This is a genomic window from Dyella sp., from assembly GCF_035503745.1.
Lineage (GTDB): Bacteria > Pseudomonadota > Gammaproteobacteria > Xanthomonadales > Rhodanobacteraceae > Dyella_B.
Genome location: NZ_DATJTC010000028.1, coordinates 41,587 through 63,041, shown reverse-complemented (window position 1 = coordinate 63,041; position 21,455 = coordinate 41,587). Strand labels below are relative to the sequence as shown.

21 protein-coding genes and 1 tRNA gene are annotated in these 21,455 nt (G+C 62.2%); 8 read left to right on the top strand and 14 right to left on the bottom strand.

Annotated elements, in window-relative coordinates; all coding sequences use genetic code 11:
* Positions 1-14 precede the first annotated feature (14 nt).
* Entirely contained in the window at positions 15-500 is a 486-nt protein-coding gene (locus VME63_RS11430) for a MarR family winged helix-turn-helix transcriptional regulator (protein ID WP_325433358.1), read from the top strand.
* A gap of 86 nt (positions 501-586) precedes the next feature.
* Here VME63_RS11430 and VME63_RS11425 read toward each other — a convergent pair whose 3' ends face one another.
* A complete protein-coding gene (locus tag VME63_RS11425) occupies positions 587-1,465 on the bottom strand; it encodes a patatin-like phospholipase family protein (protein ID WP_325433356.1) in 879 nt (292 codons plus the stop codon).
* 192 nt (positions 1,466-1,657) lie between these two features.
* Positions 1,658-2,227: an FMN reductase gene (gene msuE / locus VME63_RS11420; protein WP_325433354.1), complete on the bottom strand. Its 570-nt coding sequence runs from the start codon at positions 2,225-2,227 to the stop codon at positions 1,658-1,660.
* 432 nt (positions 2,228-2,659) lie between these two features.
* Here msuE and VME63_RS11415 point away from each other — a divergent pair, with 432 nt between their 5' ends.
* Complete coding sequence (locus tag VME63_RS11415) at positions 2,660-3,592, top strand: hypothetical protein (protein WP_325433352.1); 933 nt, start codon at positions 2,660-2,662, stop codon at positions 3,590-3,592.
* On the top strand, positions 3,589-4,620 hold the full coding sequence (locus VME63_RS11410) for an LLM class flavin-dependent oxidoreductase (RefSeq protein ID WP_325433350.1): 1,032 nt from the start codon (positions 3,589-3,591) through the stop codon (positions 4,618-4,620). The genes VME63_RS11415 and VME63_RS11410 overlap by 4 nt, the downstream gene beginning before the upstream one ends.
* Positions 4,621-4,907: 287 nt before the next feature.
* Here VME63_RS11410 and VME63_RS11405 read toward each other — a convergent pair whose 3' ends face one another.
* The gene (locus tag VME63_RS11405) at positions 4,908-5,150 is read right to left on the bottom strand and encodes a hypothetical protein (RefSeq protein WP_325433348.1); all 243 of its coding nucleotides are present in this window, start codon (positions 5,148-5,150) and stop codon (positions 4,908-4,910) included.
* 138 nt (positions 5,151-5,288) lie between these two features.
* Here VME63_RS11405 and VME63_RS11400 point away from each other — a divergent pair, with 138 nt between their 5' ends.
* The gene (locus tag VME63_RS11400; protein ID WP_325433346.1) at positions 5,289-5,861 is read left to right on the top strand and encodes a hypothetical protein; all 573 of its coding nucleotides are present in this window, start codon (positions 5,289-5,291) and stop codon (positions 5,859-5,861) included.
* 211 nt (positions 5,862-6,072) lie between these two features.
* On the opposite strand, the gene VME63_RS11395 is transcribed toward VME63_RS11400, so the two are convergent.
* Positions 6,073-6,159, bottom strand: a tRNA-Leu gene (locus VME63_RS11395).
* A 91-nt stretch (positions 6,160-6,250) separates the two neighbouring features.
* A complete protein-coding gene (locus VME63_RS11390; protein ID WP_325433344.1) occupies positions 6,251-6,490 on the bottom strand; it encodes a hypothetical protein in 240 nt (79 codons plus the stop codon).
* A 244-nt stretch (positions 6,491-6,734) separates the two neighbouring features.
* Here VME63_RS11390 and VME63_RS11385 point away from each other — a divergent pair, with 244 nt between their 5' ends.
* Positions 6,735-7,385, top strand: a complete 651-nt coding sequence (locus VME63_RS11385; RefSeq protein ID WP_325433342.1) for a response regulator — start codon at positions 6,735-6,737, stop codon at positions 7,383-7,385.
* Positions 7,386-7,458: 73 nt separating this feature from the next.
* Here the strand turns inward: VME63_RS11385 and rne are convergent, their stop codons facing one another.
* Positions 7,459-10,647 carry a ribonuclease E gene (gene rne / locus VME63_RS11380; RefSeq protein WP_325433340.1) on the bottom strand — a complete coding sequence of 1,063 codons (3,189 nt, stop codon included), beginning with the start codon at positions 10,645-10,647 and terminating at the stop codon, positions 7,459-7,461.
* A 338-nt stretch (positions 10,648-10,985) separates the two neighbouring features.
* Between rne and VME63_RS11375 the strand changes: the two genes are divergently transcribed.
* Positions 10,986-11,957, top strand: a complete 972-nt coding sequence (locus tag VME63_RS11375; RefSeq protein ID WP_414648246.1) for an RluA family pseudouridine synthase — start codon at positions 10,986-10,988, stop codon at positions 11,955-11,957.
* Here VME63_RS11375 and VME63_RS11370 read toward each other — a convergent pair.
* Both VME63_RS11370 and VME63_RS11365 read right to left on the bottom strand, forming a co-directional pair.
* The gene (locus VME63_RS11370) at positions 11,935-13,395 is read right to left on the bottom strand and encodes a CPBP family intramembrane glutamic endopeptidase (protein ID WP_325433338.1); all 1,461 of its coding nucleotides are present in this window, start codon (positions 13,393-13,395) and stop codon (positions 11,935-11,937) included. The genes VME63_RS11375 and VME63_RS11370 overlap by 23 nt on opposite strands.
* Positions 13,396-13,442: 47 nt before the next feature.
* The gene (locus VME63_RS11365; RefSeq protein ID WP_325433383.1) at positions 13,443-13,784 is read right to left on the bottom strand and encodes a 4a-hydroxytetrahydrobiopterin dehydratase; all 342 of its coding nucleotides are present in this window, start codon (positions 13,782-13,784) and stop codon (positions 13,443-13,445) included.
* 141 nt (positions 13,785-13,925) lie between these two features.
* Here VME63_RS11365 and VME63_RS11360 point away from each other — a divergent pair, with 141 nt between their 5' ends.
* Positions 13,926-14,534 carry an NfuA family Fe-S biogenesis protein gene (locus tag VME63_RS11360; RefSeq protein ID WP_325433336.1) on the top strand — a complete coding sequence of 203 codons (609 nt, stop codon included), beginning with the start codon at positions 13,926-13,928 and terminating at the stop codon, positions 14,532-14,534.
* Between the two features lie 73 nt (positions 14,535-14,607).
* Here the strand turns inward: VME63_RS11360 and VME63_RS11355 are convergent, their stop codons facing one another.
* The 6 genes from VME63_RS11355 to VME63_RS11330 all read right to left on the bottom strand — a co-directional run bounded on the left by VME63_RS11355 (position 14,608) and on the right by VME63_RS11330 (position 19,389).
* Complete coding sequence (locus tag VME63_RS11355; RefSeq protein WP_325433334.1) at positions 14,608-14,958, bottom strand: cytochrome c; 351 nt, start codon at positions 14,956-14,958, stop codon at positions 14,608-14,610.
* Positions 14,959-14,979: 21 nt separating this feature from the next.
* Entirely contained in the window at positions 14,980-15,306 is a 327-nt protein-coding gene (locus VME63_RS11350; RefSeq protein WP_325433332.1) for a cytochrome c, read from the bottom strand.
* A 156-nt stretch (positions 15,307-15,462) separates the two neighbouring features.
* Positions 15,463-16,695, bottom strand: coding sequence for a TraB/GumN family protein (locus VME63_RS11345; protein ID WP_325433330.1), 1,233 nt, complete (start codon positions 16,693-16,695; stop codon positions 15,463-15,465).
* A gap of 109 nt (positions 16,696-16,804) precedes the next feature.
* Positions 16,805-17,695, bottom strand: a complete 891-nt coding sequence (locus VME63_RS11340) for a carbon-nitrogen hydrolase (RefSeq protein WP_325433328.1) — start codon at positions 17,693-17,695, stop codon at positions 16,805-16,807.
* 153 nt (positions 17,696-17,848) lie between these two features.
* A complete protein-coding gene (locus tag VME63_RS11335) occupies positions 17,849-18,880 on the bottom strand; it encodes an agmatine deiminase family protein (RefSeq protein ID WP_325433326.1) in 1,032 nt (343 codons plus the stop codon).
* A gap of 164 nt (positions 18,881-19,044) precedes the next feature.
* Positions 19,045-19,389: a hypothetical protein gene (locus VME63_RS11330; RefSeq protein WP_325433324.1), complete on the bottom strand. Its 345-nt coding sequence runs from the start codon at positions 19,387-19,389 to the stop codon at positions 19,045-19,047.
* Positions 19,390-19,558: 169 nt separating this feature from the next.
* Between VME63_RS11330 and VME63_RS11325 the strand changes: the two genes are divergently transcribed.
* Complete coding sequence (locus tag VME63_RS11325) at positions 19,559-21,454, top strand: ABC-F family ATP-binding cassette domain-containing protein (RefSeq protein ID WP_325433321.1); 1,896 nt, start codon at positions 19,559-19,561, stop codon at positions 21,452-21,454.
* The last annotated feature ends 1 nt before the right edge of the window (position 21,455 follow it).

Sequence of the window (21,455 nt, the reverse complement as noted above, 5' to 3'; positions counted from 1 at the left end):
TTTGGAGGGATGATATGCCTGCGAAAAGAAATGTGCAAGATGCACATATTTCCGAACAGATCCGCACCCTGCACAGCGCCCTGATCACGATCATTAGCGTCTTTAATCGGCCCGATCGTGACGAAGCCATGGTCAAGGAGGCGGGGGTTTCGCTGGATCGCGCCTTGTTTCCGCTGTTAGTGCTCATCGAGCGGCTTGGCCCCATTGGGGTGGGCGATTTGGCGGGGCGCGTTGGACGTGATTATTCGACGGTAAGCAAACAGGTCGCGAAGCTGGAGAGTCTTGGCCTGGTCACGCGTCAACCGGGTGCTGAGGATCGCAGGGTTACCGCAGCTGTGGTTACGAGGAAGGGCAAAACAATGACTAATGCATTGGACGCCGCGCGCGATCGCTTTGGCCGAGCACTGTTTGCTGATTGGAACGACCGCGATATCGAACAGTTTGTGCGTTTGTTGCAGAGATTCGCCAGTGACATCGATGCACATGCGTCAACTGACTAGCTGAATGCTCACAAACATTCAGCCCGCTGGTATCAGTTCCCGAAAAGTGCCCGCTTTGGGTGGCAACTTAAAACCAACAGGGTTTGTTATCCATGATGATGATCTTGCAACTGACCGGGCACCCAATCCTGCTCAAAGCCGCCTGCTGCGAGCCATTGCTGCGTGCTTGCCCTGGCTTGGGCTATCAGCGAAACCGCCGCAGAGTAATCGTAGGATGAAATATTCAGCGGGCAGAGGCTTGGCACAATGCGAAGTTGTACATGGGTGCCTGCGAAACGTTCTGCATCATGTGCAAGCTGGCGCGATACAAGCAGGCTGAGTGCATGCATGGCGCGCGCGATGGTGCCCGAAGGCGGTCGGCTAAGCGCGCAGGCAAAGCCGGTTGGTAGCACAACGATACGTGTCGCACCAAGATTCATCGCCGTGGAGATCGGCGTGTTGTTGGCCACGCCGCCATCGACGAGCCATTGCGAGCCGATCTGCACTGGAGGAAATACGCCGGGAATAGCGGCGCTGGCGAGTACGGCGTCGATCACGGAGCCCGACGAAAGCACGACTTCATGTCCGGTCAACATATCCGAAGCCACGATGTGTACCGGCAATGCGGCATGCTCAAGTTGCTGATACGGAAGATGCCGTTCCAGTAAGCGCCGCAGCGCATCGGACTCCACCAGATGACCGCGTCTGCGCAGTATGCCAAGCAGGCTGAATGGGAGTACGTCACGCCGCTTCAGCGCGCACCACAGACGCGCCAGGTTTTCAGTGCGCGCGTACGTGGGTTCGGCGGCAAAGTAAGTCGCATTTATGGCGCCGGCCGAAGCGCCGACCAGAAAGGCCGGCGTTTCCCCCCAAGTCAGCAAGGCCTGCAACATTCCTACTTCGACGGCTCCCAGGCTGCCGCCACCGGCTAGCACAAAGGCCGTGCGAGGTGAGGGGCCACCGCTACTCGATAGTGACTGCGCCATACCGGATACCTTCGCCCTTTACTGTCATGGGCGGCCATTTAGCTGCCGCGCCACGTCGCCCGAGATATAGGGAGTTCGCCGGATCAGGCCCCGGCGTTACGGGTAACCGGATTGCGCAAAGTTATACGGTCGTTTCAACGGCGTCTTCGTTTTCGACCTGGGCTGGGGCGGATGCTTCACCGCTGCCCGGCATTAGGCAATCTGCCACATGTTGGTCTCTGGATCGCTTTTGCCAAGTACAGCCGCGGCGCGCTCTGCCGCTAGCGCGATGCGTTCAAGCAGCAGAGCATTAGACACGCGTTGTCCGTCGAAATCCGCCGGCGTGCCATAGACGCCGACTGGCAAGGTCAATGCTTGCAAGAATCCAAAAAGTGGTCGTAGCTGATGCTCTATCACGAGCGCGTGGCGCTCGCTTCCGCCGGTCGCGGCCAGTAGCACGGGCTTGTTTACGAACGCATCCGTCTCAATCATGTCGAACAGATGCTTGAACAGGCCCGGGTACGATCCGCGATACACCGGAGCCGCTGCCAGCACCATGTCAGCCGATTCGATGCGCTGGAGCTCCCTCTCTATCTCCACGGGTAGTTCGCCACGGACAAGCGATTGCCCAAGTTCTCGCCCGATGTGGGTCAACTCCACTACGTGGCGGTCAATCAGCAAATTACGCGACAGGGCGTCAAGCATCGCGTGTGCCAATACAAGCGTGCGCGAAAAGGGCGATGTACTGCCGATAACGGCGACGACTTTGAGAGGAGCTGGCATGTATGAATGACTCTCTGTATCGGATGTAAGGCAGCACGAAACTGCCGTTCTTTGCGGCCAGGCGATGTTTCATCTGCGGCATTTGCCGAGATTCCGGCAGTCGAAGGCCCCGTTGAAGCATTTCGTTGGGGCGAATAGGCAGGTTACAGCGCTATAAATGAAAGACAGTCGTAGCCATATGCCAAATGTTCATTTGTAGAGGGGCGCTTTCCGGCCAGAAATCAGTTAATTCCGGAGCGGATTCCAACGCACCTTGTAACCAAAAGCCATCAGGCAGCGAATAGCTTACGCCCTGCCTGACGCCACTGAACGTTCCCTTCCAATTACCTTACGCGGCATCTGGCGTGTCGGTTGAGCTGCGAAGTATCTGTTGATATGCCGACGCCTGGAACGCTAAACCACGGTTAACACGCCTCTTTGAAAACCACTCGCATGACACATCGACCACCGCTAGCGATCATTTACGAGCACCCCGATTGGTTCAAGCTGCTATTCGCCGCGCTTGACCGGCGGAATGTCGCCTACCAGCCTATTCAATTTCAGGACCACCACTTTGACCCTGAAAACGCCGAAGCTCCAGCACCGCTGGTATTGAGCCGCCTGGCGATGAGTTCCTTCCTGCGCCAGGACGAGCACCCCATTTTTTACGCGCAATCGTTATACGCATCGTGGGAATTGAGTGGTGCGCGCGTTATCAATGGTACACAGGCGCTGGCGATCGACGCCTCCAAGGCCCGCCAAATGGCGTTGATTCAATCGTTGGGGTTGGACATTCCGGCCACACGTGTGGTGCATCGACAAGCCGATATCATCGCGGCCGCGAAGACGCTGCGATTTCCCGTAATCGTCAAGGTTAATATCGGCGGCTCCGGTGCGGGCGTATCGTTTTACGAAACCTTGGAGGAGCTGACCCAAGCGGTTGCTAACGGCAGTACGCCGAAAAGCATCGACAGCGTCCTGCTGGTTCAGGAGTACGTGCCCGCGCGCGGTCAGCAGGTGGTTCGCATGGAAACGCTTAACGGCAACTTCCTCTATGCGATTTCACTCAATACCGATGGCGGAACATTCGACTTGTGCCCCGCCGACGTGTGTCTGATCGACAAGCCGCGCATCACGGTGCGGGAGTACAAGCCCGACCAGGACGCTATCCGTGCGGCGGAAGCAATTGCACGTGCCGCGAAACTTGATATCGGCGGCATCGAATTCATGATTGACGATCGCGACGGCGCGCGCCGTTTCTACGACATTAATGGCTTGTCCAACTTCGTTGCAGATCCGCTCAACGTGCTTGGCTGGGATCCCCACGAGAAGCTGGTGGACTACCTGATCCAAGCCATCGAAAAAATTCGGGAGAAAGCGGCATGAGGTATGGTTTCTGGGCACCCGTGTTCGGTGGATGGTTGCGCAATGTGCGCGATGAAGGCATGGAGGCCAGCTGGGATTATCTTAGCCATTTGTGCAGGCGGGCCGAGCAGATCGGCTACGACCTTACATTGATCGCCGAGCTTAATCTCAATGATATCAAGGGCGTAACCGAGCCCGCACTCGATGCCTGGTCCAGCGCCGCAGCACTGGCAGCGGTGACGCAAACGCTGGAAATCATGGTGGCAGTGCGCCCCAACTTCCATCATCCGGCACTGTTCGCCAAACAGGCGGCCAATGTCGATCGCATCTCCGGTGGCCGACTGGCGCTTAACGTGGTCTCGTCATGGTGGGCCGACGAAGCCAAGCAATACGGTCTGGCTTTTGATCAACACGATGACCGCTACGCTCGCACTCACGAATGGTTGCAAGTGGTCGACGGTCTTTGGTCGCAAACGCCTTTTACCTTCCATGGCGAGCGCTATGCGCTGACCGACGCTATCTGTGAGCCCAAACCGATTTCCTCGCCGCGCCCAACCATTTATGCCGGTGGAGAATCCGAAGCAGCCAAGGCCTTGATCGTGCAGCGTTGCGACGCCTACGTCATGCATGGCGATGAGCCGGAATTCATCGCAGAGAAGATAGCCGACATGCGCGAGCGACGCGCCAAAACTGGTTTGCCGCCCATGCAATTCGGCATGGCCGCTTACGCCATCGTGCGTGGTACCGAAAAGGAGGCCAGGGCGGAAGTCGAGCGCATTACAACGCTCGATCCGAAGGCGCCTGGTTTTGACAACTTTGATCAATGGCTCTCTGGCACACAGCTCGAACGCGAACTGAAAATCAAAGAATATTCCGTATCCAATCGTGGCCTGCGTCCGGACCTGATCGGCACACCTGAGCAGGTGCGCGCACGCATCGAAGAATTCTCCAACGCAGGCGTTGACCTATTGCTGCTGCAAATGAGCCCTCAGCTAGAGGAAATGGAGCGATTTGCGAAGCAGGTCATCGCCCCGGCTAAAGCCAATTGAATTGGGGTGTTAAGAGCGCTGTGATGCGGCTCTTGCGATTGAATGGAAGCTGATGGTTTGCAATTTCCTCGGGACGCGGGGCCTGGCATCACATTGCTGAGTGGAGTGTCATGATTAGCTAAACTAAATGGACTAAGTCCACTCATCAGCTAACGCCCGAACCGGTGATCCCATGGGGCACGTCATGCGTGCATAATGTGAAGACTGCTAGCGCCCAAGGATCGCTGTTAAGGTTGGCGCCACTCAATTCCAGATCAGCAATAAACTTTAGTGGCTCAGCTGACATGCTACTTATCGCGAAATGCCTGCACCTCTTTTGCGACGTCTTCTAAAAGCGTCATGAGCTCACGCAATGGAACTGTTGGGGTCATGACCTTGCCGATTCTTGCGTCAAATGCGAACTGGACTTCCAATTCACGATCACTTCGCTCGTTACTAACTCGACATATGAGTTGCCCATCGTAGGATATTTCCGCCGCGAGCCACTCATATTCAACCGGGCTGACAAAGTCGACGCTAAACCTGCTCATTGCGTTTTCGTCCTTGGATCTAAAACAGTATTGAAGGAGCCGTCCTTATTAAATCTGACGCCTTGACCGTCCTGACCAATACGCGCCGTAATCGAAATGGTTGCGTATTTGAACTCGAAGGCATTCGGAAAAGCAGCCATGGACATTGAGCATCTTCTTCTTAGATTGCGTGCTATTTCAGACAATGACCTTCGATTGGCGCTGAATGCACAAAGTCTGGCAATTGACGATGAGAGATTCATCACGGCATTCAATTGCGTAAGCGCGAGTCACGACATCGCCAGAACAGATATCGACTTCAAAGGTCCGCCAAACATCCCTGCCGCTAAATTGAGAGAGATGCGTAAAAGGGCATCGGTGGTGTTCATGGCATTTACGGCACTTTGCTATATGCGAAGCCTGCATCTTGAGCGAGGCCTGGACGACGTGCCTGAGGCCTCAATCCTTCGAGCTTTTCGGGATATTTACCGTGCGGGCAGTATCAAACGCGGTGACGACACCTTGGTACAACATATTCGAAATTCATTGACGCACGGTACGTTCCAGTTTGAAAGGACCGCAGACGTACTTTTCACCGATATTGCATGGCAAGAGAGTCTTTCGATCAGTCAGCTCATGGAGCTTTGCGAGCACGTCCATCGCCTCTATCACGCTGCGTTCAAAGTGGTAATTCCATGCCCGCCAAACTGGTCTAAGTACGGCTCCTTGTAGCCCTGTATGTGTCCACTGACCGATCTGCGCACGTAGCGCAGCGGCCATCCCTTCGGCTCCCACGAGGAGCGACTCCTCCAAGCGTTCCAAACCTCGTCCTTATCGTCGCAAAGGCAGTGCAGCGACGATGGTAAGCAATCGATTAACAATCACCAGTGGCGTGATCTGGTCGAGAGACTGGAGGGGGTTGGCATCTAAGTTGCTGATTTTATGGTGCCCGGAGCCGGGATCGAACCGGCATGACCTTGCGGTCGAGAGATTTTAAGTCTCTTGCGTCTACCTGTTTCGCCATCCGGGCGGGGACAGCTGCCGGACGATCCGCGGCAGGCGCGCGATCGTAACATGGGGACGCTCGGTAACCCAGGCGAGCGTCTATGTGAGGCGAGGCATCAGGCCACGGCGCTTTCGATCGGCACGCCGGGTTTGGCGTATTGCGCCAGGCGGATCGTGGATGTCGGTCCCGGCATTTCCACGCAGGTGCTGCGGCCGGAACGGTTGTGTTCGTCGCGGGCGGCTTCGCGTGCCAGTTGGATGGCCGGGCCCAGCCTTAACTGGCTAAACAGGGTTGCCGTGTCGCGGCGGATGCTCCAGCCCCCGTCGAGGGACTGTTTGAGCGAGTAGATCACCATCGTTACGCTCCATTCGGGTTAGTGCGGACTAGCCTTGCTGGGGAGTGCGATACGAACTACGTGCAGGTACTACAAATCGAATTGTGACACTGATTTTGGAGAGAGTATGTAGGTAAATTCTGATTTATGGCGTCAGTCTTTGCGTTATATGGAAAATCCTTTCTGGACCAGGGGTTACGGGCTTGCAATGTGCCGGTAAGACGCCTACTTTGCGCGGGGTAGTTCCTTCCAGGGAGGGTAACCGATGATTGATGTGGTGCTCGTGGACGACCACGAGTTGGTTCGCACCGGCTTCAGGATGATCCTGCAGCAACCGGACATCCGCATTTGCGGCGAAGCAGGTACGGCCGAGGAGGGGCTGCGCCTGATCCGGGCAACCCGGCCGAGGATCGCGCTGGTCGATGTCCACATGCCCGGCATGAGCGGCATCGAGCTGACCGAGCGCGTGGCGCGCGCGAACCTGCCCACACATGTGATCGTCGTAACGGTCGTGGACGATGCGCGCTTTCCCAAGCGCCTGCTGGATGCCGGCGCGCATGGATACCTCACCAAGAGTTGCGCCGCCGAGGAATTGCTCAATGCGGTACGCCAGGTGGCGGCCGGGCGGCGCTATCTGGCGCCGGCAGTGGCCCAGCAGCTGGCCCTGGCCACGCTCGATGGCGAGGGGTCGCCGTTCGACCATCTTTCCAGCCGCGAGCTGGAGGTGGCCATGATGCTGGTGCGCGGCAGGCCGTTGACCGCCATCGGCGAGCAGCTGAATCTCAGCCCGAAAACGGTTTCCACCTACAAGCAGCGCCTGATGGAAAAACTGCAGGTGGATCATGTGATCAGCCTTGCACATCTGATGACGGTGCACGGCTTGCTCGATACCCACAACAACCAGGTCGGAAATTGAGCTCGTTGCGAACACGCATAAAAAAAGGCCGGACATGATCCGGCCTTTTGCTTGAAGCGATCGCCTGCGGCGGTCAGGAGGGCTTGCCGTCTCGCTGTGCCGTGTGGTTTTCGTCTTCCTCGGGCAAGGGTGCCTTTGGCGCTTCGGCGGCATGGTTGGTCGATATCGACGACGCGTGTTGGCGCAGAGGCGTAGATAGCAAGTCGCCTTGTTCTGGCTGATGGAACAGTGGGGCGGGTGAAACGATCGCGGGCTCGGGAGCGGACGGCTCGGCGGTCAATTCAACCCTTTGCGCTGGCGGCTGCGGTATCACGATCGATTCCGCCGGCGTGGTCATCCCCACCTCGTTTGCCGCGGGAGCGGTATCGTGGGGGACCGTGACGGTTACCGCCTCCGCGTGCACGTGAGGCGTCGCTTCGGCCACCGCAGTGTGCGTCTGCGCCTGTTCGGACGTTTCGGCAGCGTCCCTGTGGGCCGGGATCGGCGGCAATACGGGCAAGTTGAACGAAGCGGGCACGGGGGCGGGCGCGACGATCAGCGGCGTTGTGGTTTCTTCAACGGCTTCAACGGGCTGTGCAGTGATCTGGACAGGGTGATCGTTGGCGGCGATGACGGCCTTGGTTTCCGTCAGCGGTTCGGCCGCGAACGATTCCCGTGCGTGCTCGAACGATGCCGCTGCCGCAGGTTCTGATGTATCCGGGGAGGAGGCCGCCGGCACGGCTTCGGCTGCCGGTGAGGCATGCACAACCGGGGCGGCGTGCGCCGTTACCGGTTTGGGCGCGGCTTCCGGCAAGGCGTGTTCAACGTCGCCTGCTTCCATCTCGGCGTCGTCGTCCCGATCCTCGTCGTCCAATCCCGTGATGATCTGGTCGTTCTGTCCCGTGGCGTCGGCGGCGGCACCTTCGTGACGGCGACGGCGGCGACCGCCACGGCGGCCACGACGGCGGCGCGACTGGCTCGCGCTCTCCGCGCCGGCTTCGGCCGCGACCTCGGGTGCGCCTTGGGCGAGGGCCACGGCTGTGGTCTCGGCAGCCGGCTTTGCCGGTTCAGGCTGTTTGGGCGCCGCGGCGGGCGCATTGCCTTGCGGCGGACGCTCACCCTGCGGGGCACGTTCGCTTTGCGCGGGGCGTTCACCCTGCGGGGCGCGCTGCTGGGGTTCCTGCTGCTGTTTTGCGACCGGCGCGTTTTGCCTGTTATTGCGCTCGGTTGCGGCGGCATCGCCGGCTGCCTGGGGTTGCTTGGCCTGGCGCGGTTCCTGCGGCTGTTTGCCGCCTTGCTGCTTGCCGCCGCCCTGTTGCTGGCGAGCCTGCTGTTGCTCGTTGCCGCGCTGGCGCTGATTGGGGTTCTTGCCTTGCTGCTGTGCGCCGCCGCGAGTGCCGCTCTGCTGCGCCTGCCGCGTGGCCTGGCCATCGGTGCGCGTGCGGTCGTTGCGGCGATTGTCCTGCGGCTTGCCGCGGGCCGATTCCTGGCGCGTGGGTGCCGGCGCGGGCGCCGGGGCAGGGGCGGGTGCCGCGCCACCGCCGAACAGGGAGCCGAACATGCGCGAGAAGAAACCGCCGCTCGCTTTGGCAGCCGGAGCCGGCGCCGCCGCGACCGCAGGCGAGCGCTTCGCCGCAGGTGCGGGGGCTACCACGGGTTGTTCATCTTCCTCGCGCACCGGAGCGGGGCTGGAGGGCACGATTCCGCTCACCGCCGGCTGCTCGCTGCTGCCGAGCATCTGGCCCATTTTCGGCAGCGGGGCTTCTTCCTGCGTGGTAAGGCGCTCGTAGCTGGGCTTGCTGTGCTCGCCCATGTCCGCTTCGCGGATGCGCTGGATTTCGATGTGCGGCGTTTCCAGCTTGTCGTCCGCCACGATGACGACGTGCACCTTGTTGCGCAGTTCGATCTCGACCACGCTGGCGCGCTTTTCGTTGAGCATGAAGTTGGCCACGCTCTGGGGCGCCTGCACCAACACCTGGCCGGTGTTGTCCTTCATGGCGTGCTCTTCGATCAATCGCAACGTGGACAGCGACAGCGACTCCACACTGCGGATGTGGCCATGGCCTTCGCAGCGCGGACATACGATCTGGGTGGCTTCGCCCAGCGACGGGCGCAGGCGCTGGCGCGACATTTCCAGCAGGCCGAAGCGCGAGATGCGCCCGATCTGGATGCGCGCGCGGTCGAGCTTGGCGGCATCTTTGAGGCGTTCTTCGACTTCGCGCTGGTGCTTGGGGCTGTCCATGTCGATGAAGTCGATGACGATCAGGCCGCCGGCGTCGCGGATGCGCAGCTGGCGGGCGATTTCCGTCGCCGCTTCAAGGTTGGTGTTGAACGCGGTCTCCTCGATGTCGCCACCCTTGGTGGCCTTGGAGGAGTTGATGTCGATGGCGGTGAGCGCCTCGGTCTGGTCGATGACGATCGAGCCGCCGGAGGGCAGGCGCACGCTGCGATCGAACGCGCTCTCGATCTGTGTTTCGATCTGGTAGCGCGAGAACAGCGGGGTGTCGTCCTTGTACAGCTTGAGCTTGCGCAGGGCGTTGGGCATCACCTGCTGCATGAAGTCGCGCGCATCCTGATAAAGCGATTCCTCGTCGATCAGGATTTCGCCGATGTCGCTGCGCAGGTAGTCGCGCAGGGCGCGGATGAACAGCTTCGATTCCTGGTAGATCAGGAACGGCGCCTTCTGCGCCTGGGCGGCGCCGGAAATGGCCTTCCACAGCTGCAGGAGGTAGTCGAGGTCCCATTGCAGTTCTTCGGCGTCGCGGCCCATGCCGGCGGTGCGCACGATCAGGCCCATGTCGTCCGGTACGGTGAGATGGTCCAGCGCTTCCTTGAGCGCCTGCCGGTCTTCGCCCTCGATGCGGCGGGATACGCCGCCGGCCTTGGGGTTGTTCGGCATCAGCACCATGTAGCGGCCGGCGAGGCTGATGAAGGTGGTAAGCGCGGCGCCCTTGTTGCCGCGTTCTTCCTTTTCCACCTGGACGACGACTTCCTGGCCTTCCTTGACCAGTTCGCGGATGTTGGACTTGTACGGGTCCAGGCCCTGCGTGAAGTATTCGCGCGCGATTTCCTTCAGCGGCAAGAAACCGTGGCGTTCGGCGCCGTAATCGACAAAGCAGGCTTCGAGGGACTGTTCGACGCGAGTGATGCGGCCTTTGTAGATGTTGGCTTTCTTTTGCTCGCGGGAAGGGATTTCGATATCGAGATCGTAAAGAGTCTGGCCATCCACGATGGCCACACGCAACTCTTCACGCTGAGTTGCGTTGATCAACATTCTTTTCATTGTAATTCCTCGGCTTGGCCGCGCGTCGCGCGCCGCGGTGGCGCCTGGCGTGGCGGCCTGTCCGGGGATCGCGCCGCTGCGGTAAAGCGGCAAATAAACGGTAACGTTCCCGATACCGGGTTGATTCGTGGCACGCACGCCGACTTGTCTGTCTACTCATTGAGACCGGACAAGCGGCTACCCGAACCGTTACGATGAAAGGGTGTTTGCAACCGGCTGCCGCGAGGGCGGCCGACCCAAACATCGCCTACGCAACAGGCGGGCGCCTGATCCTTAAATCTGTGTCTCGGACCGGGCTAAGCGCTGTGCGAGTATCCTCTCTACCCAGGTTTTTTTCAATGCAGACGGTAACTTCCCCTGCTCTTCCTCACGGGGTGCGTCAAGTCGAGATCGGTCCGGAACGAGACGGGCAGCGCATCGACAACGCGCTGATGACCCTGCTCAAAGGCGTGCCCAAGAGCATGATTTACCGACTGTTGCGCACCGGACAGGTGCGTGTGAACGGCAAGCGCGCCAAGCCGGATACGCGTCTCAGCCAGGGCGATACGCTGCGCATTCCGCCAGTGAGGGTGGCCGAGCGGCCGGCCGAGCAGGGGGCCTCCCAGGGAGCCATCGCGGCGGCGGCCGAGGCGGTGATTTTCGAAGACAAGCATTTCCTGGTGATCGACAAACCGTCGGGCATGGCCAGCCACGGCGGCAGCGGGGTCAGTCACGGGGCGATCGAACTACTCAGGCAGGCACGTCCGAAAGAACATCTGGAGCTGGTTCACCGGCTGGATCGCGATACCAGCGGCGTACTGGTCTTCGCCCGCACCCGGGCCGGGTTGACCGGCCTGCAGGCGGCGATTCGTGCCGGCGAGGTCACCAAGCAGTACCTGTGCCTGATGGTGGGACATCCGTCCAAGGCCCGTTTCGACGTCAACGCGCCCCTGCAGAAGTCCATCCTGCAGGGCGGCGAGCGCATGGTGCGGGTCGCGGAAAGCGGCAAGCCCTCGCTGACCTTCTTCCGGGAGATGGAGCAGTACCCCGGTGCGCGGCTCATGCAGGCCACCTTGGGCACGGGCCGTACACACCAGATCCGCGTGCATGCCGCCCATATCGGCCATCCGCTGGCCGGCGACAGCAAGTATGGGGAGCGCGAGGCCAACAAGCGTTTTCGCGAGCTTGGGCTCAACCGGCTGTTTCTGCATGCCTCACACATGTCCTTCGAGCTGGACGGGCGCGCCTACGGCTTCTCGGCCCCATTGCCGGAAGAACTTAAAAGCTTCCTCGATGCGCTTGCCGCGACTAGAGGAAGAAGCGGGCGCTGACTTCCAGCGAACGCAGCCAACCGCCGATCAGGGCCGATTCGATCAGCAAGGCGCACACCGCGTGCGCCAGGGCGATGGGCAATACCGAGCGCGAGCGCCGGAAACACCACACCCACCAAAGTTCGCCCGCGAAGCACAGTTGCATCACCAGCCCATTGGGCGTGTGGAACAGCCCGAACACGGTGGCGACCGCCAGCATGGCCCATTCCGGTCGCGGCAGCGCCCGTTCGAAGCGCCGCAGCAACACCACCAGCATTAGCCATTGCTGCAGCCACGCCCAGCCGAAGTAAGCCACCACGTGCCCGAATGGCAACGCGTGCGGGGCGTGGCCATAAAGCGCGATCAGCAGGCATGTGGCCGGCATGGCTGCCATCGGCCATAACCATGTGCCGCGGGTTTGGGGCCATTGCCACAGGCGCGGCAGGTGGCGGCGCTCGATCATCAGGGCGAAGGCCAGTCCGCCGGCGAATGCCGTCACCCCTAGCGGCGTGGGATACAAGCCCCAATGGAGGCCGGCCACCAGCCAGAGCGGCCCGAGCAGGCAGCCGGCTATCTCAAGCCAGGGTCGCAGCCGGCCCCGCAGCGGTTTCCACTGCAGCCACGCCAGGGCCGCCAGGTAAAGAACGCAGGCGAGCCACGTCAGCGCTCGGTACGAGTGCTGGGGTGCCGCTTGCGGCGTAGCGCCAGCCGGCACGATCAAGGCCGCCGGCCAACGCTCGCGCAGTGGGTCGCGCAGGCGCAGCATGGCTTCGGCGCCGATGCCCGCGGGCAGGCGGAACAAGGGCATGGCCCAGTCTTGGGCTGGCGCCGTGGCACGCGCTAGTTCATCGCTGTTGGCGTGCGCCGGCAGATCGATGCGGGTATCGGCCAGCGGCGGCAGTGCCTGGGTTGCCATCAGGGACGCCGCGCTCAGGCGCAGCGTCGCGTTGCGCGGTATCTGCACACGCAAGCGCAACAGCTGCGCGACGCCGGGTGCCGGGCAGGAACCATCGCCCGCCGAATGCCATACCAGGTCGCGCAAATCGATGCGCAGGGTTCGGGTGTCGGGCGTCAGCGAGCCGGCAGCCGCGGCAAGGCATGCGGGCGCACGGCCGGGGCCTTGCCAGACCAGCCCGAGCGTACCCGCCGCACTGCTTTGCAATTGCAGCTGAAGCACCGGCCAGTGCGCCAGGTCCAACGACCATGCAATCGGCAGGCCGAGTTCGAACGGCGTGCCGTCTAGGCTGGTGATGTCCAGCGCATCCTCGCCGCCGGTCACCTTGGCGTTGCCGAAAGCGCGGCTTGCGATCAGGTCGCGCGGCTTGCGCAGACGCCATTCCCACAGCGGTTCGTGATGCTCCACACGCGCCAGCTGCCACTGCGCCTGATTCAACAAGTGCGCGGCGGTGATGCGTGCCGCCAGCCAGCCTAGCGCGAGATAGACGATGATGGCAGCCAACGCATAGCCTGCGTAGGGCCACCTCGCTTGCGCGCGCTTGGCCTGGTTCAACGGGCGAGCAGGGCGTCGACGCGCGCGGCGCAGATGAAGTCGTTCAGCGACAAACCGCCCACATCGTGAGTGGACCAGTGCAGCTTGCAATGGCCGTAGCCCGCCTCGATATCGGGGTGGTGGTCTTCATGATTGGCCATGAAGCCGACGGCATTGATAAAGCCAAGCGTGTGATGGAAATTTTCGAAACGGAAATCCTTCACCAGCGCATCGCGTTGCTCGGTGAGTTTCCACCCGTGCACCAGCGGCAGCAGCGCCGCGACGGCCGCTTCGTCCAGCGCGTGTTCCTTGCCCTTGCGGGGTTGGCAGTGTTGGGCGGCAAGCGGAAGGGCGGTCATGGCGATCTCCTGGGATTGAAGCGGCAAAGCGCCGAAACTGTACGCGAAAAAACCGCCGTCGGACATTTTTGGATTAAACAGGACTAAAATGGTGCTGTATGGCCCGTCCAATCGGGCACCGATGGCAGTTGCGGAGCAGGCATGATCGAGATTTCCGAACGCGCGCAGCAGCATTTCCTGCGCCTTCTTTCCCAGCAAGGCATCGAAGGGCTCGGCATCCGCGTGCGCGTCATCGCGGCCGGCACGCCCGCCGCCGATTGCGAGCTGGAATTCTGCGAGCCGCAGGAGCTTACCGGCAACGAATGGACGGTCGAATGCAGGGGTTTCGATTTCCATGTCGAAGGCGATAGCGCGCCCTGGCTGGAAGGCGCCAACATCGACTTCGAACCCAGCCAGACCGGTGGGCAGTTGAACATCCGCGCGCCGAAGATCAAGGGCGCATTGCCGGGCATGGAAGCGGGCCTGGTCGAGCGCGTGCGCTATGTGCTCGAAGCCGAAGTGAATCCGCGCATCGCCGCGCACGGTGGCCGCGTCAGCCTGCTCGAGGTCGACGCCGACGGCGTGGTGCTACTGCAATTCGGCGGCGGTTGCCACGGTTGCGGCATGGTCGATGTCACGCTCAAGCATGGCGTGGAGAAGACCTTGCGCGAACGCGTGCCGGAAATTACCGCGGTGCGTGATGCCACCGACCATGCCGGCGGCAACAATCCGTATTACCGCAAGAAGGAAGGGCAGTCGGCGATGGGCTGATCCTGCGCGCAGGCACAAAAAAAGCCCGCAATCCAATGGGCGGGCTTTTTTATGGATGGCGCAGCCTCAGGTTTCAGTCGCCCTGGATATGCCCCTTGAGCGTATCCAGTTTCGACGGCATCGAAGAGAAATAAGCGGCGATGTCCTCGATATCCTGATCGGACAGCGTGCTGGCAAAACCCTTCATGATGGGATTGTTGCGGCGACCGTCCTTGTATTCGTGCAAGGCTTCCTTGATGTACCCGTAGTACTGACCGGCCAGGCGCGGATATTGCGGATCGACCGCATTGCCGTCGGCGCCGTGGCAGGCGATGCAGGCGGCAGCCTTGGCCTTGCCGTTTTCCGCGTTGCCGCTAGCCAGCAAGGGGGCCGAAGCCAGCGCAAGGGCAATACCGAACGAAAGCAGCGTAAGCGCACGTTTCATGCAGGGGGAATCCTTGGCTGATTACTTTGCAGCGATGCTGGAAAGATAGGCGGCGATGTCCTCGATCTCCTGGTCGGAGAGGCTTTGCGCCTGGGCCATCATGGTCGGATGCGTGCGATCGCCCGATTTGTATTCGTGCAGCGCGCTGATGATGTACTGCTCGTTCTGGCCGGCGATTTTCGGCACCGGATACTGCGGATAGGCATTGTAGGTGCCCGGTATGCCGTGGCAGCCATTGCAGGTGTAGACCAGTGTGCGGCCATTGGCTTTGTCGCCAGTGGCATGGGCGGCGTTCGCCAAAAGCATCAAGGCAGCGGCGGCCACGCCGAACGATTGCAATCGAGTCATCAAGAGGATCCCCACGATTCCAGCGGATGCGTGCAACTCAACCGAGTATAGAGGCTGCTCGGGAGGCGTCACAATGGGCGGGGAAGGGGCGGGGGAGTGTGACAAAAGGCCGCTCCCCGTCCGGGTGCCGACACCGCGGCGGGGCTTGCCTGACCCTTAGAACAAGCTCTTGAGGATGTGGATGCCGGCGGCGTATTCGCCCACGATCGTGCCCAGGCTGACCAGGAAAAAATTGAGCAGCGTGCGCGCGACGCGGTTGGTCCACCAGCCGCTCCAATGCACGATGTCCTCGCGCAGGCTTTCAAAATCGGCCACGCGCGGACGCCGCACCCACGCTTCGACCATCGCGCTGATGCCGCCGGAAGGAATACCCGGCCGGAACGGTTTGATCGGTGCGGCGACGAACGCGGCCAGCACGCTCAGCGGGTGCGCACGCGCAATCAAGGCACCGAGTACCGAGAAACCGCCGGTATAAAGCACCCAGTCGCGCAGCGCCTGCGCACCCAGCGCGGTGTTGCGATGAAACGCATAACCGATCGCCACGAACACCAGCAGCACCAGCCCGATCGCCAGCCACTTGGGCCACTGTGACTTCGGTGGCGTTTGCGCAAGCGTCGCCGCGGTGGCGGCCGGATCGGCCGCTTGCGTGCGCAGATTCTCGCACATGCCTTTCAAGTGGCCGGCGCCGATCACCACCAGCACCTTGCGCGGCTCGGTGCTCGCCGACTTGGCCGCTTCCTCGCGCAGGCGCGCGGCCATGAAGGCATCGCGCTCGGCAATCAGGCTGCGGTAAAGCGGTTCGGATTCGCTGGCAAATTCGCTGAACGCACTTTCGAGCATGTCGCCTTGCTTGAGTTTCTCGATTTCCTTTTCGTCGATCGTCTCGCGCTCGAACACGCTGGCGAGCAACCCACCGAGCAGCCCGAAACGCTGCCAGAAGCCCACGCTGTGCCAGGCGCGCTTGAGCGTGGTGCCCACTTCGCGATCGATCAGCCACACGGGGACGTGCCGTTGATCGGCGCCATCCATCGCCGCTTTCATCTCGGCGCCCGGCTGGATGCCGTATTGATCGGCCAGCCGCTTCTGGAACGTGGATAGCACCAGGCTGGCCGCAACCATGCCGGCCTTGCCCTGACGGATCACGCGAAACAGATCCATCTGCTTGAACGCTTCCGGATCGCGCATGCCCTGGGCGCGGCTTTCGCACAGTTCCACCGCCACGGCATCGAACGACTCGCGGGCCAGCAAGGTCTGTACGGCCTCCACGCTGCTGCGCGATACGTGCGCCGTTCCCAGCACTACGTACTCCACGCCGTCGCGCTGCACGCGTTCGATCGGTTGGTCGTGCAGATCCGACAGGACGAGGGGATCGGTTTCGGTAACGCTCATGCGATGGATTGGGGAAAGAGGGAAGGGACGATAGCCAGCATGGGGATTAGCCGCCAACAGTGCAAGCTGAAACGTGAATCCGAGGACCGGCCCGGGTCCCCGATGTCAATTAATCGCGAAAACGACGCAAAAGATCGCCGTAGGCGTCGATGCGGCGGTCGCGCAGGAACGGCCAGATGCGGCGCACGTGCTCGCTGCGCGCCATGTCGATCTCGACCACGAGCAACTGGCCGCCGTCCGTGCCGGCCTGGGCGAGGAATTCGCCTTGCGGTCCGGCCACGAAGCTGCTGCCCCAGAACTGGATGCCCGCGCCCACGCCCGCCGGATCGGCCTCATAGCCGGTGCGGTTGCAGGACAGCAGCGGCACGCCATTGGCGACCGCGTGGCCGCGCTGCACGGTGATCCAGGCATCGCGCTGGCGATTTTTTTCATCCTGCGTGTCATTCGGATCCCAGCCGATGGCGGTGGGATACAGCAACAGCTCCGCGCCGGCCAGCGCCATCAGTCGCGCCGCTTCCGGATACCACTGGTCCCAGCACACCAGCACGCCCAGCCGGCCGACCGACGTATCGATGGGTTCGAAACCCAGGTCCCCCGGCGTGAAATAAAACTTCTCGTAGAACGCCGGATCGTCGGGGATATGCATTTTGCGATACTTGCCCGCGATGCTGGCGGAGCGATCGAACACCACCGCCGTGTTGTGGTACAGGCCGGCCGCACGCTTCTCGAACAGGGATGCCACCACCACCAGCTTCAGCTCCTGGGCCAGCGCGCCGATGCGCGCCGTGCTGTGGCCGGGGATGCTTTCGGCCAGATCGAACTCGTTTACCGATTCGTGCTGGCAGAAGTAGGGCCCGTTGTGCAATTCCTGCAGCAGAACCAGTTCCGCGCCGGTCTTGGCCGCCTCGCGCAGGCCGGTTTCGATCGCGTCGAGATTGGCATCGCGGCTGCCGCGGTGGGTTTCCTGCAACAGAGCCACTTTGAGAAGCTTGCGGATCATGAGTATGTCCTGACGACTGCAAAACCGTCCCATTTTAATGGACGGGTGTTGAATGGATGTTTAGGGATGCTCTGATCCATGCTTCGCAGGTGTCACCGGCTCTGTCTGTTCGCAGGCCACAGGGCCACCGGCGAAGCGTGGATCAGGGCATCCCTAGATAAGGCCGGCAGGCAATTGCATGGTGATGCAATGCAGGCTGCCGTTCTGCCAGATCAGCGGACGGCAGGGCACCTGCACCACCGTGCGCCCAGGATGGGCCTGGCCGATGATGCGGGAGGCCACGTCATCGGCGCGATCGCCATAGGCGGGCACCAGCACCGCATCGTTGACGATCAGATAGTTTGCGTAAGACGCCGCCAGGCGACGACCTTCATCCATGACCGGCTGTGCCCACGGCAGCGGATACAGCGTGTAAGGATTGCCCTGGGCGTTGCGCAGCGCGGCCAGTTCGTCGCCCATGCGGTGCAGTTCGTCATGGTGTGCGTCGGTGGGGTCGCCGCAGGCCTGGAACACGATGCGGTCACCGGGCGCGAAACGCGCCAGCGTGTCGATGTGCGCGTCCGTGTCGTCGCCTTCGAGGTAGCCGTAGTCGAGCCACAACACGCGTTCGGCGTGCAGGCTCCTGCGCAGGATCGCGCTCATTTCATCGCGCGACTGCTCCGGATGACGCTGCACCAGGCAGCGCCAGGTGGTGAGGACGGTACCCTGGCCGTCACTCTCGATGCCGCCACCTTCCAGCGCCCAGTCGATGCGCTCGTGCGTGGCGTTGCCGAAAACGCCCGCTTCGACCAGGCCGCCGATCAGGGCATCGTCCTGCTCGGCGCCGAACTTGCCGCCCCAGCCGGTGAAGCGGAAATCGGTGAGCTGGAAGCGGTCGCCATCGCGCAGGGTGATCGGGCCGGAATCGCGCAGCCAGGTGTCGTCATAGGGCAGTTGCACGAAGCGGATGCGCTTGAGATCCGCCTCGGCTTGCTGCAGTTTGGCAACGACGTGACCTTCAAGGGCTTCGTCGGCCACCACGATGATCAACGGCTCAAAGCGGGTCACCGCCGCGGCCAGCGCCACGTACGTGGATTCCACCGCATCGAGCCGTTCGGCCCAGTCGGTGCCGGCGTGCGGCCAGGCAATCAGAACGGCGGCCTGCGGCTCCCATTCGGCCGGCAGGCGCAAGTTGGAATCGGTCATGAGAACGACGCTCGCGCAGGGGGAAAGCGCCCGGAACAGGGCCGGGCGCGACAGATGCGCAAGTTTACAGGCAGGGGCGGGCGGCGAGTAGCGAGATCGCGATGCAGCCGGCCGTAACGGGGCGGGTGCGAAGCTGCCGCCCCCTCGCCCCGCGCCGCCGCCGATCAGTTCACCGCGGCGGGATTCCGGTTATTGCCGGCCGGCGTGTTGAGCACCGAGTGGATCACGTGGGTGTTTTCGAAATAGACGATGAAGTTGGAATATTCCCAACGGTTGATCGTGGGATGCCTGGACGAATCGCCGCCACGGGGAGACAGCTTGCGCAGCGGCTCGCCGTATGCCTTCTCCACTTGCGCCATGGACAAGCCGCGCGCCGGCAGATGCATGCTTTTTTCGTCCTGCACGCGCTGGGTCAAGGTTTCCTGGGCGTGGGCGGCCTGGGCCGCGACGAGGCCGGCGCCGACCACGATGGCGGCCAGCAAGGGCAGGTTGGTACGGTGCTTGAACATGGGTCCCCTCTCCGCGTAAAGCGTTGACGCGTCGTTGTAGCAGAACTGTTTGCGCCATGCCACGAGCAAAACGGGCAGATGTGACGCCGCGCCATTCGGCGTGGGCGCGCCTTGGCCGCTATCATGCACGGCTGCGGGCGCTGGCCCCCCGGATCTTCATCGAGTACCCATGATCGCGTTTCGCCATTTCGCCCTGCGCCGCGGCAGCCGGTTGCTGCTTTCGGACATCGACCTGGTCATCCAGTCCGGCTGGCGCCTGGGCGTGGTCGGCCGCAACGGCTGCGGCAAATCGAGCCTGTTCGCGGCCCTGCAAGGGCACTTGGAGGCCGACAGCGGCGAGCTGGACCTGCCCGCCAGGCTGCGCCTGGCCTCGGTGGCCCAGGAAACCCCCGCGCTGCCGGATCCCGCCATCGAATACGTGATGGGCGGCGACGTCGAGCTGGCCACGGCGCTGCGCGACGAATTCGACGCCCAGGCGCGCGGCGACACCGAGGCGATGGCGCGCGCGCATCATCGCATCGAGGAACTGCACGGCTACGACGCCCGGGCGCGGGCCGGCCGCTTGCTGCACGGGCTGGGCTTCAGCGCCGACACCCACGAGCGCGCCGTGTGCGAGTTTTCCGGCGGCTGGCGTGTGCGCCTGAACCTTGCGCGCGCGCTGATGGCGCCATCCGAATTGCTGCTGCTGGACGAGCCCACCAACCACCTCGACCTCGATGCCGTGCTGTGGCTGGAAGAATGGCTGCGTCGCTACCAGGGCACGCTGCTGGTGATTTCGCACGATCGTGAATTCCTCGACGGCGTCATCACTCACACGCTGCACCTCAACGAGGGCCGGGCCAAGCTTTACGCCGGCAACTACAGCGCATTCGAACTGCAACGCGCCGAGCAACTGCGCCTGCAGCAGATCGCCCATGAACGCGAGCAGGCCGAGCGTGCGCACCTGCAATCTTTCATCGATCGTTTCAAGGCCAAGGCCAGCAAGGCCAAGCAGGCGCAGTCGCGCATGAAGCGGCTGGAAAAGATGGCCGGCACCGAAGCGGTGCGGGCGGAACGGGCCTTCCACTTCCAGTTCGCGGTACCCGATCGCCTGCCCGATTCGATGCTGCAGTTGGAAGACGTTGCCGCCGGTTATGCGGGCGAGGCCGGGCAACCGCCCGCCACCATTCTTCAGGACGTCCGTTTCCGCCTGGAGGCGGGCGAGCGCATCGGCCTGCTTGGGCCCAACGGCGCGGGCAAATCCACGCTGGTGAAAACCTTGGTCGGCGAACTCCCGCCGCTGGGGGGCGAGCGCAAGGCGCACAAGGACCTGAAAATTGGCTACTTCGCGCAGCACACGGTGGAAAGCCTGCGCGAAGGCGCCAGCCCCTTCGATCATCTGCAGGACAAGGCGCCCGGCGTCGCCGCACAGATGCTGCGCGATTTTCTCGGCGGCTGGAATTTCGCCGGCGACCGCGCGTTTGAATCGGTGGATGGTTTTTCCGGCGGCGAGCGGGCGCGCCTTGCACTCGCGCTGATTGCATGGGACAAGCCAAACCTGCTGTTGCTTGACGAACCGACCAACCATCTGGACTTGGACATGCGCGAAGCGCTGGCCGACGCGCTGGCCGATTTCGATGGCGCGCTGGTGCTGGTCTCGCACGATCGCCATCTGCTGGGTATGGTCTGCGATAGTTTCTGGCGTGTCGCCGACGGCAACGCCGAACTGTTCGACGGCGATCTCGACGATTATGCGCGCTGGCTACGCGCGCGCGGCAATGCGCCGAAGAAAAACGTCAGCGCCCAGGCCGTGCCGGTCGAATCGGCGGCGGATCGGCGCCGCGCCGCGGCGGCCCAGCGCGAAAACGAAAAAGCCGCGCGTCAGCGCGTGAAAAAAATCGAAGCGCGCGTGGCGGCGATCGATCAGGATCTCACCGCGCTCGAACAGAAACTGGCCGATCCGCAAACCTACAACGGCTCCACCGCGGAACTGATGAAGCTTGGTCTGCGCCAGACCCAATTGCGCAAGGAGAAAGAAACGCTGGAAGCGGAGTGGCTTGAACTGTACGAACAGCTCGAAGCCTGAG

Excerpts from the sequence above, each read along its gene's own strand:
- VME63_RS11425 (WP_325433356.1), bottom strand. The coding sequence starts at position 1,465 with ATGGCGCAGTCACTATCGAGTAGCGGTGGCCCCTCACCTCGCACGGCC.
- VME63_RS11350 (WP_325433332.1), bottom strand. The coding sequence starts at position 15,306 with ATGACTCGATTGCAATCGTTCGGCGTGGCCGCCGCTGCCTTGATGCTT.
- VME63_RS11405 (WP_325433348.1), bottom strand. The coding sequence starts at position 5,150 with ATGAGCAGGTTTAGCGTCGACTTTGTCAGCCCGGTTGAATATGAGTGG.
- VME63_RS11410 (WP_325433350.1), top strand. The coding sequence starts at position 3,589 with ATGAGGTATGGTTTCTGGGCACCCGTGTTCGGTGGATGGTTGCGCAAT.
- msuE (WP_325433354.1), bottom strand. The coding sequence starts at position 2,227 with ATGCCAGCTCCTCTCAAAGTCGTCGCCGTTATCGGCAGTACATCGCCC.
- VME63_RS11325 (WP_325433321.1), top strand. The coding sequence starts at position 19,559 with ATGATCGCGTTTCGCCATTTCGCCCTGCGCCGCGGCAGCCGGTTGCTG.
- rne (WP_325433340.1), bottom strand. The coding sequence starts at position 10,647 with ATGAAAAGAATGTTGATCAACGCAACTCAGCGTGAAGAGTTGCGTGTG.
- VME63_RS11330 (WP_325433324.1), bottom strand. The coding sequence starts at position 19,389 with ATGTTCAAGCACCGTACCAACCTGCCCTTGCTGGCCGCCATCGTGGTC.
- VME63_RS11385 (WP_325433342.1), top strand. The coding sequence starts at position 6,735 with ATGATTGATGTGGTGCTCGTGGACGACCACGAGTTGGTTCGCACCGGC.
- VME63_RS11390 (WP_325433344.1), bottom strand. The coding sequence starts at position 6,490 with ATGGTGATCTACTCGCTCAAACAGTCCCTCGACGGGGGCTGGAGCATC.
- VME63_RS11375 (WP_414648246.1), top strand. The coding sequence starts at position 10,986 with ATGCAGACGGTAACTTCCCCTGCTCTTCCTCACGGGGTGCGTCAAGTC.
- VME63_RS11355 (WP_325433334.1), bottom strand. The coding sequence starts at position 14,958 with ATGAAACGTGCGCTTACGCTGCTTTCGTTCGGTATTGCCCTTGCGCTG.
- VME63_RS11430 (WP_325433358.1), top strand. The coding sequence starts at position 15 with ATGCCTGCGAAAAGAAATGTGCAAGATGCACATATTTCCGAACAGATC.
- VME63_RS11340 (WP_325433328.1), bottom strand. The coding sequence starts at position 17,695 with ATGATCCGCAAGCTTCTCAAAGTGGCTCTGTTGCAGGAAACCCACCGC.
- VME63_RS11345 (WP_325433330.1), bottom strand. The coding sequence starts at position 16,695 with ATGAGCGTTACCGAAACCGATCCCCTCGTCCTGTCGGATCTGCACGAC.
- VME63_RS11400 (WP_325433346.1), top strand. The coding sequence starts at position 5,289 with ATGGACATTGAGCATCTTCTTCTTAGATTGCGTGCTATTTCAGACAAT.
- VME63_RS11360 (WP_325433336.1), top strand. The coding sequence starts at position 13,926 with ATGATCGAGATTTCCGAACGCGCGCAGCAGCATTTCCTGCGCCTTCTT.
- VME63_RS11335 (WP_325433326.1), bottom strand. The coding sequence starts at position 18,880 with ATGACCGATTCCAACTTGCGCCTGCCGGCCGAATGGGAGCCGCAGGCC.
- VME63_RS11365 (WP_325433383.1), bottom strand. The coding sequence starts at position 13,784 with ATGACCGCCCTTCCGCTTGCCGCCCAACACTGCCAACCCCGCAAGGGC.
- VME63_RS11415 (WP_325433352.1), top strand. The coding sequence starts at position 2,660 with ATGACACATCGACCACCGCTAGCGATCATTTACGAGCACCCCGATTGG.